Origin of the sequence: Flavobacterium sp. MAHUQ-57 (assembly GCF_051908335.1) — a bacterium.
GTDB lineage: Bacteria > Bacteroidota > Bacteroidia > Flavobacteriales > Flavobacteriaceae > Flavobacterium.
On record NZ_JBPZTE010000007.1, the window covers coordinates 417,290 to 430,488 of the forward strand.

At 36.2% G+C, this 13,199-nt stretch carries 10 protein-coding genes; 3 read left to right on the plus strand and 7 right to left on the minus strand.

Annotation, left to right across the window (positions count from 1 at the left end):
* Positions 1-30: 30 nt before the first annotated feature.
* The 3 genes from ACS8MM_RS09960 to ACS8MM_RS09970 all read right to left on the minus strand — a co-directional run bounded on the left by ACS8MM_RS09960 (position 31) and on the right by ACS8MM_RS09970 (position 4,143).
* Positions 31-1,560 (minus strand): PepSY domain-containing protein, encoded by a 1,530-nt coding sequence (locus tag ACS8MM_RS09960; RefSeq protein WP_379716083.1) that lies wholly within the window; start codon positions 1,558-1,560, stop codon positions 31-33.
* Between the two features lie 12 nt (positions 1,561-1,572).
* A complete protein-coding gene (locus ACS8MM_RS09965) occupies positions 1,573-3,711 on the minus strand; it encodes a TonB-dependent receptor (RefSeq protein WP_379716086.1) in 2,139 nt (712 codons plus the stop codon).
* Positions 3,712-3,807: 96 nt separating this feature from the next.
* On the minus strand, positions 3,808-4,143 hold the full coding sequence (locus ACS8MM_RS09970) for a hypothetical protein (protein WP_379716088.1): 336 nt from the start codon (positions 4,141-4,143) through the stop codon (positions 3,808-3,810).
* 139 nt (positions 4,144-4,282) lie between these two features.
* Between ACS8MM_RS09970 and ACS8MM_RS09975 the strand changes: the two genes are divergently transcribed.
* On the plus strand, positions 4,283-4,735 hold the full coding sequence (locus tag ACS8MM_RS09975) for a hypothetical protein (RefSeq protein WP_379716091.1): 453 nt from the start codon (positions 4,283-4,285) through the stop codon (positions 4,733-4,735).
* Positions 4,736-4,798: 63 nt separating this feature from the next.
* On the plus strand, positions 4,799-5,140 hold the full coding sequence (locus ACS8MM_RS09980; protein WP_379716094.1) for a hypothetical protein: 342 nt from the start codon (positions 4,799-4,801) through the stop codon (positions 5,138-5,140).
* Positions 5,141-5,182: 42 nt separating this feature from the next.
* Here the strand turns inward: ACS8MM_RS09980 and hemL are convergent, their stop codons facing one another.
* From hemL to ACS8MM_RS10000, 4 genes are all read right to left on the minus strand, one after another.
* Entirely contained in the window at positions 5,183-6,469 is a 1,287-nt protein-coding gene (gene hemL, locus ACS8MM_RS09985) for a glutamate-1-semialdehyde 2,1-aminomutase (protein WP_379716097.1), read from the minus strand.
* 3 nt (positions 6,470-6,472) lie between these two features.
* Positions 6,473-7,360, minus strand: coding sequence for a glucosaminidase domain-containing protein (locus tag ACS8MM_RS09990; RefSeq protein WP_379716100.1), 888 nt, complete (start codon positions 7,358-7,360; stop codon positions 6,473-6,475).
* Entirely contained in the window at positions 7,353-8,258 is a 906-nt protein-coding gene (locus tag ACS8MM_RS09995) for a 1-aminocyclopropane-1-carboxylate deaminase/D-cysteine desulfhydrase (protein ID WP_379716103.1), read from the minus strand. The genes ACS8MM_RS09990 and ACS8MM_RS09995 overlap by 8 nt, the downstream gene beginning before the upstream one ends.
* A gap of 68 nt (positions 8,259-8,326) precedes the next feature.
* Positions 8,327-10,180: a T9SS sorting signal type C domain-containing protein gene (locus tag ACS8MM_RS10000; protein WP_379716106.1), complete on the minus strand. Its 1,854-nt coding sequence runs from the start codon at positions 10,178-10,180 to the stop codon at positions 8,327-8,329.
* A gap of 260 nt (positions 10,181-10,440) precedes the next feature.
* On the opposite strand from ACS8MM_RS10000, the gene ACS8MM_RS10005 reads away from it, so the two are divergent.
* Complete coding sequence (locus ACS8MM_RS10005; RefSeq protein ID WP_379716109.1) at positions 10,441-12,609, plus strand: hypothetical protein; 2,169 nt, start codon at positions 10,441-10,443, stop codon at positions 12,607-12,609.
* The last annotated feature ends 590 nt before the right edge of the window (positions 12,610-13,199 follow it).

The window sequence follows — 13,199 nt, forward strand, 5'->3', positions numbered from 1 at the left end:
AGTTCCTTTTTTGTTTACAGCATGATTGTTTTATTTTCTTTTGAAAAGCAACAGCAATCCTAAAACACCAACAACGACAACACCTAAAGCCGCTAATACCATTGTTAAGTCGCGAATATCTTTACCCGCCCACTCCATGAACAGGAACTTATGAAAAATGGCGAACGAGTAACCTTCCACTCTATCGCTATTGGTTACATAAGCTGCTAAACGAGATGTAGCCGTTTCGATAAACAATGTTTTATTTTCGGGAGTATCATATGCCACTTTTATGACCGGTAAGCGTTTGTTTACAAATCCGTATTCTTTGTTTTTAAAATCGGTTATGCGTTCGATTTCCTTTACCTTTTGTTTTTTCAAAGCCACACCGGAAAATTCGGCCATACTACAGCAACTTCCTTTTGTTTTGGCGATTTTTGTATTAAAATAATCCGCCAGAAAAGCAGCATAGTCAACATCGATCGAAGGTTCTTCTTTTCCAGTAACTGCATTGAAATATTTCACTGTTTTTTCCTCCTCATTGACCAACTCACAACGATAATAAAGTACTTCATTAAAACGAATCAGGCTTACGTTGTCAAAATTCGGCAGCGACACTAATTGTTTGATTTCCTTTGAGTCTAAATCGGCCGCCTTAAAGACCGGTTCATAAATCATCTTTTCAAAAGCAATCGGGTTCCATTTTTTAGTGGCATGATAGCCTCCGCTAAACGCAAACAACACCGTAAACAAAGCCAAAGCCAAGCCTGTTTGACGGTGGTATTTCCGCCATTTGGAATGCTGGTTTTCCACCCTCACCTTTTTGAACTGTTTCCAGAACAAACCATAAATCACCATACCTGAAATGGCAGACAAACCAATGACTGTCAGCAACAGTAACATCAAAACAATCCGAACTCCGTTATTACTTATCGCATCAATAAACGACCAGTTATGAAACGTATCGAAGAACCAGATAAACCATTGTCTTGACTTGGGGTTGAACGTCGCCAATTTATCCGTAGTCGTTTCTACATAAACCTGCATTTCATCGTCTCTGTCAAAACAAATTTTATGCACCGGAAGGTAACGGTTGACATATTTGTATTCCGAATTGAATTGAGTAATCACTTCCTGTTTCTCAATACCACTTTTGGCATCATCCAAGAAATAACGTGATAGCCAAAGAGCATATTTGTCATCCCCATTTTCCAACATTTTCCCATCCGAAGTATTCAGATATACAATGCTATCCGATTTCGTTTTGATCTGATAATATTGGTTGTCATCAAACGAAACCAACCTAAAATTCTTGATTTCTTCCAATTTGTTTTGAAGCAAGGCTTCCTGTAATCCGACATCTATTTTTGCCGAATCAATTTTGGATTTCACCAACACTTCATTAGCGATAGTCGGTTTGAAAAAATGCGCCATCAACGGATGCATGATTCCAGATAAACACCAGAACAACATTGGCACCATCGTAATAAAAGCCAATACTTTATGCCATTTATAGACTTTTTGTTTAAGTCTTTTCTTCAGCTTTTTTCCGAAGCTTTTCTTTATTGAATTTTTCTCCATAACAACACGAAATTAAAGTGAAAGATGGTACTGCATTCCGAAAACAAATGTGCGCGGTGCAGCTGCGGTATAGCTTGGCTGCGCATTCGCTGCATTTCCCCTAGCCACATTGTAGGCATACAATTTATCAGTCACATTAATAGCATTTACATACCACTCCAACTCTTTCCATTTGTAACCCAAACGAGCATTGAAGACATTATAGCCGTCGTATTTAACTGTATTAACTTGATTTTGAAACCAACTCGAAACCATTTGCCACTCAATAGCAGTTCGGAAGCCAGGCAACCAGTTCGGGTAATAACTTACTTCCGAATTTCCGCTCCATTTTGGAGCCGAAGGCATCTCGAATCCATTCAAATTTTGCACTGGATCAGAAGATTTATCGGACACTTTAAAATCAATAAACGTATGTTGTGCCGTTGTTCCTCCTGCTCTGATTTTCCATTGTGGATTGGGCGAATAATTCAAAGCGAATTCAATTCCTTTGTGTCGAGTTCTTCCAGCCGATTGATAATCGGTAGAATTATCCGGCTGGCGGATGTTCAGCAATTCATTTTTACCTTCCATGTAGTACAGAGAATATTCGATACTTATTTTCTTTTTCATCAGTTGTAACCATCCACCTATCTCGTAGTTATTGAATTCAGCCGGTTTCAGATTATAGTAAAATTCAGCATCCGTACCTGTATTACCACCCGTTCCCGGTTTCGTTCTGAAAATTGAAGTTACACCTGGAGGTGAAAATCCTTGTGAATAATTCCCATAGAAACCAGCCCAAATTATTGGATTGTAGTTTATCCCCGATTTAAAAGTGAACTGATCGTACTTTTTAGTTCCCATAGTATTATCGATGCGATTCGTATACTTAAGACTCATGTCATCATAACGAAGACCAGTAGTAATGATCACTTTTTTAACCGGCTTCATTGTTACTTGGAAGAAACCAGCTGAATTGAAGATTTTTGCTTCATAATCTGCCAATTTAACATCGGGACGTTCGGCGACAATTTCGTAGGTATTTACCGTTTGGCCGTCTGGATTTAAATTGGCTTTCAAATCGATTTGATACGCGTTATAATCTACTGGAGAATAATCCAAATACCCGCCCCAAACAAATGAAGCATCCAGAAAATATATGGATTGATTATTTTGTAAAACCGCTCCGTAACTTTTAAAATTATTCGAGTTAATTTCCCCTTTTGCTGTTGTTTGACCTTGCGTCCAACGGATTCCGTACGATGGGTTTTGTCCTAATGAATTGTTTCGTGTAAAAACCGTTAATGATGAGCGGTTTTTTGCTGACCAATCGTGTTCAAGAACCATTTTTCCACGAAATGCTTTTGACTTTCTATAGGTAAAATCGGTTGTACTCTTATAACTTCTTTGATTAAAATCAGTTTCATTGACAGTGCCACTCATATCCGAATAATATTCACCGTAAAAAGCAGTTCCAAACCACCGTGTTTTATCATTAATAGCGTAATCGACGCGACCGTTGATATTCTCTTTATTGTAGTCGGAGAAAGTCATCCATGAATCTTTTTGCTGACTTGATAATCCGGCAATATGAAAACCAATTTTACCTACAGTTGCGCCGCCAGCAGCCTGCAACCTTCTGTAACCGAACTGATCGCCTTGCAAGCCAATCTTTACTTCCGGTTTTACATTCGGTTTTAGAGAGAGCAAATTAACCACGCCACCTACTGCTTCAGAACCATAAAGAGACGACACCGGACCTTTCACCACCTCGATACTCTGCAGATTAAACTGATTGATTTCCAATAATGCATTGTGATTAAAAACCCCCATCGGACGGATAGGCAAACCATCCTCAAGATACAAGTAATAGGCATTGGTATTCATTGGTTGCCGGATAGCCATCGCATGTTGTTCATTTCCAAGATTAACCATTAAAACCCCCGGTGTTTTATTGATGATTTCATACACCGCAGAAGCTTTGGTTTCTAAAATTGTCTTTTGTGAAATTTTTGAAATAGCAACCGGCACCTCTTTTTTGGAAGACGAACCTCTATTTGCAGTAATCACAACATCTTCCAGTGATTTTATATGTAAAGAGTCGTTCTTTTCAGTGTTTTGTCCATAGGACATTTGCCCTATTACAAATAAGGCAAAAACTATTTTTTTCATTGTTAAAGTCTAATAAATGTGTATTTATTCCGTGAGTAGTAACCACGGAAAACCAGCCTACATATCATGTAGGATTAAAAAAGTATACTCAAAAAATTAAACCGTTGGAGGATGAAATATAGCAGTAGTATTGACATAAGAATACAAATCGGAATACGAAGAATTGATATGGTTTTCTACAAAGAGTGCAACATAGTTGTATTCAAATTCAGGAAGTTGTTGAAGGAATAAAATTTCCATTTCGAAATGATAAGTTTTTTTGTCGCTCGAAATTGGTTTTTCTTCTTCAGAAGCTTTAGCCAATTCCTTCATTAAATGACATTTACCATTACATTTCAACTCCGGCTTTGCTTTATTCTCACATAATACTTTGGTTATATAATCATAATTTACCACGTAATCCACAAACGGGAAAACAGGCTTCAAAAGCATCAATAAACCAATTAGTAAGAGTGCATTTTTCACCTTACAAAAGTAATTCTATAAACAATGCAATCCTAAAAAAAAACACAAGCAATTAAACCTTCCTAACTTTTCCAAGTCTTAAAGACAAACATAAAATTTAAAAGACATGAAAAAGTTTGTAACCACCTTTGCAATGATTATAATCGTTTCGTTGAATGGATTTTCACAGGAGAACGAAGAACCAAAAATGGAGAAATCAGCCTTAACAGCAGAGCAACGCAATCAATTACAGTTAAAGAGAATGACGTTGGAGTTGGATTTAACATCGAATCAACAAAAAGAAATGGCAACTCTTATTGCAGAACAAGCAGCCAAAAGAGAAACCAAAAAAGCAGAATTCAAAAAGCAAAAAGAAACACCTAAAGAATTAACTGCCGATGAAAAGTTTGCAATAAAAAATCAAATGTTAGACGAACAAATTGCGCATAAAGCCAAGATGAAAAAAATACTGAACGAAAAACAATTTGAGAAATGGGAAGCCAATCAGGAAAAACGACACGCTAAAATGCACAGAACTATGAAAGGACACAAATCAAAAAAAGAGGTTAAATCTGAATAATTTTTGATGTTTCACTTTTTTTATTTAGATTTGGCCAGCTAACATGTTAAAAAACAACTAAAAATGAAAAAAATATTATCTATCTTTTTATTCCTTTTCGCTTTTTCCCTTAGTTCAAATGCTCAAACTGACAATTCTAAACTTGAAGGTGAAATAAGAGCTAAAGCCAAAAAAGATTTACAAGCTATTACACAAGTAGTAGATTTAAGCGGAAATGATGAGCTTTTCAGAGGGCTGTTCAATCTACTAGTTGAAAAGCACACTAGTTTCAGTAGAGAAGGAATTACTGAAAGTGAAAGAAAAGCAGTTTCAGATATGGTAAGTGGAAAATTAATTGGTTCATTTACTGAGGAACAGATTACAAAAATGAGACAAATGGGTGTTTACAACATGATTGTCAACTAAATAATAAAATAAAAAACTCCGCTTTTAGCGGAGTTTTTTTATTTATATACTTTTCGAAACCTTATCTATAGCATTGATTGTAAAATCTAAATCTTCATAAGTCAACGCATCGGTAATAAACCAGGTCTCATAAGCCGATGGTGCAATATAAACCCCTTCTTTCACTAAACCATGGAAGAAATCTTTGAAGCGTTGATTATCGCCATTTTTAGCAGTAGCAAAGTCATATACCTCATTCTTATCAAAATGTACTGAAATCATTGAGCCTACTCTATTGATTGTATAATCGATGTTATTTTGAGTAAGCACCTTGCGAATTCCTTTTTCAAGGTATGCCGTTTTTTCCTCCAATCTTGAAAAAATAGTCTTATCGTTATTCAATTCCTGAAGCATTGCCAATCCAGCGGCCATAGCGAGAGGATTACCAGACAAAGTACCAGCTTGATAAACTGGTCCAAGAGGCGCTAAATAATTCATGATTTCATTGCGAGCCGCAAAGGCACCTACTGGCAAGCCACCACCTATCACTTTACCAAAACAAACAATATCTGCTTTTACATTGAACAATTCTTGCGCTCCACCTTTTGCAAGGCGAAATCCAGTCATTACTTCATCGAAAATCAACAAAGTCCCATGTTCATCACAAAGCCTTCTCAAATCCTCTAAAAACCCATTTTTTGGAGGCACACATCCCATATTTCCTGCAACCGGTTCGATAATTATAGCTGCAATTTCATTTTTATTCGCTTCAAGCAATTCCTTTACATTCTGCAAATCGTTATAATTTGCCAATAAAGTATCTTTTGCTGTACCTTGTGTTACTCCCGGACTATTGGGAGAACCAAAAGTTATAGCACCACTTCCTGCTTGAATTAAGAAAGAATCCGAATGCCCATGGTAACAACCTGCGAATTTGATAATTTTATCTCTTTCGGTAAAACCACGTGCCAATCTTACTGCGCTCATGCATGCTTCTGTACCTGAGTTTACAAATCGGATCTTATCAATATTAGGCACCATTGCTACAGCCAATTGAGCGATTTCAGTTTCTATTTCAGTAGGCATACCAAAAGAAGTTCCCAATTTTGCTTTTTCAATAACTGCATTTACCACTGGTTCGTGAGCATGACCCAAAATCATTGGTCCCCAAGAATTAATATAATCAACAAGGCGGTTGCCATCTTCGTCGAACAAATAAGCGCCTTTTGCACTTTTTACAAAAATTGGAGTTCCTCCTACATATTTAAACGCCCTAACCGGTGAATTCACTCCGCCGGGTATTACTTTTTCTGCTTCAGCAAAAAGCTGACTGCTACGTTGATAAATCATAAATTAACGAATTATAAGAATTTGACCAATAGAAATGGCATTATCAGCTAAATTATTTTTAGCCTTCAAAGTATCTACAGATACATTATATTTTCTAGAAATGGAGTACAGTGTTTCTCCTTGAGAAACTGTATGTGTATTTTCTCCTGATGCTGTTGGCACTGCTCTTTCCACAGCCTTTTCCGCAATTTTTTCTACTTCTTTAACTTCTGCATTGAATTCAATCCCCAACACTTCGGCATCATACTTTTGCAACTGATAGCGTTCAATCAAACTGATCAATTTGTTCGGATATTTAGGATCTGTAGCATAACCCGACTTTTTTAATCCATATGACCATCCCTTGTAATCATTTTTCTGTAATTTGAATAAAGGTGCATACCATGGACGACTGGTTAAAAACAAACAATGATCACGGTAGGAATCACGAGGATTATCGTATTTACGGAAACATTCCTGAGCTTCATCATCGTCATAGCGAACATATTCACCCGTCCATTCCTTATGACATTTAATTCCGAAATGATTATTGGCTATCTGACACAACATACCAGTACCCGCTCCCGACTCTAAAATTCCCTGAGCTAGAGTAATACTAGCCGGAATACCATGTTTTACCATATTATCTTTGGCCGCATCTTTAAATTGATTGATGTACGCATTAACTATTTCAGTAGTAACCTTAACTTTAGATGTTGCAACTAACTCTTCCGATTTTTTTTGTGTCTCATCAATTACAATTTTTTCTTCAGGCTTGATGACTTTTTTAGCGGGGTTAACTTGTGCTGTTTTATGAACAATTGGTTTCTTTTTCGCTGTTTGGACTTTCGACTTTGAAGAGCCACATGCTACTAAAGCTAGAGTAATAATTATGTATAAAATCTTATTCATCGAAATGTATCTTTTTCATTTTCTTTTTTTCCAAATAACTATTCATACCTTCTATTCCTTGTAAGCCACCAGTATGAATCATTAGTACTTTTGAATTGAGAGGGAAATGTTTTTTTTCAATCAAATCCATCACACCAAAAGTCATTTTTCCAGTATAAACTGGATCTAGAGGTATTTTAGTTTCCTTGTAGAATTGATTTAAAAAATCGATTAACTCTTCCGTAATCTTTCCATACCCACCGAAATGATAATCCAATATCAATTCCCAATTGTTATTCTGTGCAAACTTACGAATTTCACTTTGTAAAAAATCACCTTTTAACGCAGGAAATCCAAGAACCTTTTGATGCGACAACGCCGAATTGATTAATCCAGAGATAGTCCCACCGGTACCGACAGGGCAACATATAAAATCATATTCAGAATCTATATCTTGTATAATTTCCTCACAACCTTTCACAGCCAATAAATTGGTTCCACCCTCCGGCAAAATGTAACAATTTCCGTATTTTGATTGCAGGTAGTTCCTAAAATTTTCAGACTCTTTTTCTTGGTACAAACTTCTAGTAATGAACTCAAATTTCATTCCGTTTTTTTGAGCAAATTTAAGAGTAGGGTTTTCATTTATTTTTGAAGGAAGTTCTTCACCTCTTATAACCCCAACGCAATTAATACCTTCTTCTTTACATGCATAAGCTGTTGCTGCAATATGATTTGAGAATGCTCCACCGAAAGTCACTAAAGAATCGTATCCTTTTTGTTTGAATTCAAGAAGATTATAAAATAGCTTTCTAAATTTATTCCCAGAAACAAAGGGATGAATCAAATCTTCTCTCTTTATGGTCAAAGAGATTCCATTTACATTTTCATAAACAATTTGATTTTTGATGATTCCCATTGCAGCAAAAGTAGTGCAATAAAAAAAGCCCCGCAAAACGGAGCTTATCATTTTACAGCTTTAGACTGTTATTTTTTTGAAATGGCCACTTTTTTCGCAACTTCCTTACCTTCGAGATTAGTCACTTTGACAATATACACACCATCACTTAATCCAGTTGTTGTAAATTCGTAACTGGCATTACTACCTAAGTTTTCTTTGCTAAAAATTAATTTTCCGGACACGTCATACAAAATCACTTTTTTGATAGTTACTGCATTCGGATTTCTTAGTGTCAACATTCCCGAAGAATTATTTTGGAATACAGTTAGAGTATTAAAAAATTCATCATCTGTTTCCAAACTATTTCCATCTTGGAACGTAATTTCAAATCTTGTTTTATATGAACCTGCCGGCAGTGTTATTGAGAAGAAATCTTCACGTATGTCATGATACACATCTGTTTCTTTGTCGTGCATATAAACCGCTTGTTTTGGATCGAATCCCCACAAATTATCCATCACTTTAATCATAAAATTAGTTTCTGCATTACAAACCAATCCAACAGGGATTTTTTTATTGACTGCAAATTTATATGCTCCAACTGTAAACTCTTTTGTATCGTTTTCAGCGATGTAGAAAAAACGTGCCGGATTGGACATTGATGCAGAAGCACCGTCAAATCCATAATCAAACCCATCCGTTGCTTTATCATCAAATGCCAATGTTGTAGGCGTTACTCCACCTCTATTAAACATCGCATTTATTCTTAATTGAGGTGCATATCCTTTTCTTTCAATTGTATAATCTTTTCCAGCTACATTCGGTATGTTAGGAAAATATTCCATTTCGGTATTGTAAACTGGATCCGAATTTATTGCATTATTGCCTTGACGGGCAAATTCAGAAAAATTCGCTGGTGCTTCTTTGACAAAAACACGGTACGCATTTTTCATTGATACCACTCCTGCCGCAGTTCCTTTTACCATGAAACCTTGACCTACAGGCGTAAATCGTCTTTGATAAACTGCTCCATTAGCACCAGTATCTGTATTATAAGTTCCATTCCCATTATAACTCCAAAAATCTGCAGGTGTATATCCTGTACCGGCAGTATAGATTCCATACCCTCCTTGGTATTGGTTTAGCATGTGACTATTTACTGGAACTTGCTCCCAAAACAAAGCTCTACCATCAATCACTGCTGAATTTGCCGGATCATTTAAAAAAGCATTCAAATCGATTGCACTTGGATAGGGATTTCCGATTAAAGTAAAATTACCTGCAAGAACCGCATTTGTAATTGTACCATCATTTGGTTTTCCTCTAAAATCGTATCGTTGTTTACTTCCTGGATTATTTTGACCAGCCCCAGTATGTGGCACTGTAGTATCACTACCACTTGTTCCCTTCATTGAAAAACCTTCACCAGGGTTAATCCCATATGAAGACCCTATGTAAACCCATTGAGAATAAGCATTAGACGCTCTAAAAGCATTAATCCATCTTTGTGAAATAGACAAATTTCCAGCGCTCGAAACACCATCATAACTTCCTGCCGGCAGAACTGTAGCAGCATTAGTTGACGTTGCAGTCGTTGGCACACCTAACTGCTGAACCCCAAAAGGATTATTAACCAATGTACTTGAATTCACATTCCCAACTGGAGAACACCAATAGTTGTATTGATAATTATTTACGGTACCTTCTTGAAAAACCGATAATTTTCCTAAACCTCTATTTGTACCTGCTGTAGTTGTTCCTTGTAATAACTGAGAACCATTCCTCAAATAAACGAAGCTACTTGCAGCATTTAGTTCAACATCTCCTTTTACAAAGACATGCTGATCGTTAACATACATGTAAGTATTTGGACTTAGATACATTTGTGCATTTACCAAAAAACCACAAAGAACCGACATCATTAAGTAGATTTTTCTCATAGCATACGTTTTTAGAAACAGTAGTTAATACTTGAGTTCAAATGTAGATAATTCTTACAGAAGAACCAATTTAGACCGCTAATTTTTAACGATTTAAAACCAAATTTAGCATTAAATTGAAATTCCTACAAATAAAAAATAGCATTTATTTATTTTTTATAAATAATTTCCTAACTTTTTACTTTTCAACGTTTTTTTTTGTATTTTTAACGGTATATTAATTAGTTACATTTTTTTGTCAAATAAAATCAACAACAATTATGACTAAATTCTTATTCTTTTCATTTTTAATTTCCTGCTCAACCATGTTTAGTCAGGTAGGAGTAGGAACCATTACACCAAATGCCGCATTAGACATAACCAGTACTGATGATGGAATACTTGTACCGAGAATAGCATTGGTAAACACAACTACAGCCACTGTTGTAACCCCAACAACATCAGAAATCGTATACAACACTGCTACTATTAATGATGTTACACCCGGATTTTATTATTGGAACGGAACCAACTGGGTGAGGATTCTTACAGGAGCAAATGACGATTGGAGAATCACAGGAAATACTGGAACTACTGCTGGAACTAATTACATCGGAACTACCGATGCAGTGGACTTACGAATCAAAACACAGGCTACCGATCGCTGGAACATTTCAAACGCCAATAGCGGCCAATTACAATCCTACTCATTAGGTACAGCCTCAACTCCCACCTATTCTTGGCAAAATGACACCAACACAGGTATCTTTAGTTCCGGAGCAGATCAAATTGATTTTACAACCAATGGAACTGCTCATTTTAGAATACCAGCAACAAATCAAGTTCATGCCTTGTCGTTAGGAACCGCAGCCCTACCTTTTTATTCGTTTAGTACCGATTCCGACACTGGCTTATGGAGCCCTACAGCAAACAATTTAGCCTTTTCTACAAATGCAACTGAAAAATTAAGAATAGACGCTAATGGCAATGTTGGAATAGGTCAATCATTACCCAAAGGATTACTAGATATTGATGCCTCCGATAGAGGATTTGTTTTTCCTAGAGTTGCCTTAACAGCTTCCAATTCTCAATCCCCAGTAATCAACCCTCAAACAGGAGTTATACCAGCAGGAACAGTAGTTTACAACACCGCAACAGCCGGAACAGCACCTAACAATGTTTCTCCAGGGCTCTATTTTTGGAACGGCACAAGATGGTATGCTTTCGCAGGATCTTCCGGAGGTTTAGACTGGTCTTTAACTGGAAATTCGTCGACATCACCAGGAAGCTTTGTGGCTCCCGGGACTGACTACATTGGCACAACCGATAATACTGCGTTGCATATTTCTACAGTGGGTCAACCTCGCATGAGAATAACAACAAATGGAAACATCGGAATAGGTCAATCTTCTTTATCCACAGTTAGAGTTGGAATCACACCAATCGCAACCACAGACACAGCATTATACGCAACGGGAACCGGTTCGAATAGTACTTCACTTATTTCAACTGGTAGATTTGAAAACACAGCTGCTAACTACGCCACTTCAATAACAAGCTCAACACCTTCTGTTCCAACATTAGGATCTCCTAATATTGCAATTAGAGCCGCATCAGGAAATGCTTCCTTTGTAGCCCCTACAGGCAACACTAACATAGGGGTAGCCAGTAACGCTACAAATATAGCTTTTTACGGTATAACCGAAGGCACAACTGACACTAACAGAAGAGCAGCCGAATTCAGAACTAACGATACTGGAGTTGCTACAGATTCTGATGCAAATGACCCGATAGCCTACCTAGCCGGATATGGAAACAATGTCAATGTTGACGGCACCAATACACGAAGCCTAAAGTACGGTGGCTATTTTTACGGAGGGAATGCAAGTGCTTATGCCTATGTTGGTGTAAGATTAGGTGCAGCAATAACCGGAAACTCAAATTTTAAAATTATTGGCCCAGGAACAGTTTCAACTATTGTAGCTAGCGATAAAGTCAACGACACCAAAAAAATAATGTTTGCTCCAGAAGCACCTGAAGTTCTTTTTGAAGACTATGGCACCGGAGAACTCGTTGATGGTGAAGCTACAATTAAAATTGACCCAATATTTACCAGAAATATCTATGTTGATAAAAAGCATCCTCTAAAAGTATTCATTCAACTCGAAGGAGATTGTAACGGTGTTTATGTAACCAACAAATCGAAAGAAGGTTTTACCGTTAAAGAATTAGCCGGAGGAAAATCAAACGTTTCTTTTTCATGGCACATTGTTGGAAATAGAGCTGATGAAACAGAAGCAAACGGTGAGAAAACCATCTATCAATCACTTCGTTTTCCAGAAGCACCAAAAGCCATCAAACCTACTGCTTCTGAATCCAAAAAATTACAACAGATAAAAGCAGACACTGATTCTGAAATCAAAAACAATGACGATGTGAATCCGAACTAAATATTCACACATAAAAAAAGAGAGCCTTGCACCAGTGCAAGGCTCTCTTTTTTTCAACCAAAACATTGACTAAAAAATTATGCTTACTATACTACATTCAAAGTTTTAAAAATTTCATAAGAAAAAAGTAAAAACATAAAAATTGACTCTAAAAACTCTGATTTTAAATCAATTAAACTCAAAAAAACAGCATTAAATGAGCAAAAAAACAAACTATAAATTATTTTTTACAGCTTTTTTCTTACTAAAAATTTTTTTTTTTCGATGAAATACCCCACTATTACGATTAAGTACATCTTTTTTAACAGAAGTTGTACTGAAATTGTTTGTTTTATTACAACAAAAATATAACTTTACAAAATAGCAGATTTCATAAAAATCAACATTTGATTTTTATGAACCTACTATACACATATTTAAAGCTGAAAAATTATTATTCGGAAGAACAACAATTATTCATCACAAAAAATTAATACAATGAATGCAAATCATTACTAATTATTTAAAATAATTGGCATTACGCTTTTGTTCAATATTTTGCCAATTACAATAAATAACAAATAGAGATTTGTCAGACAAATTTCGTTTTA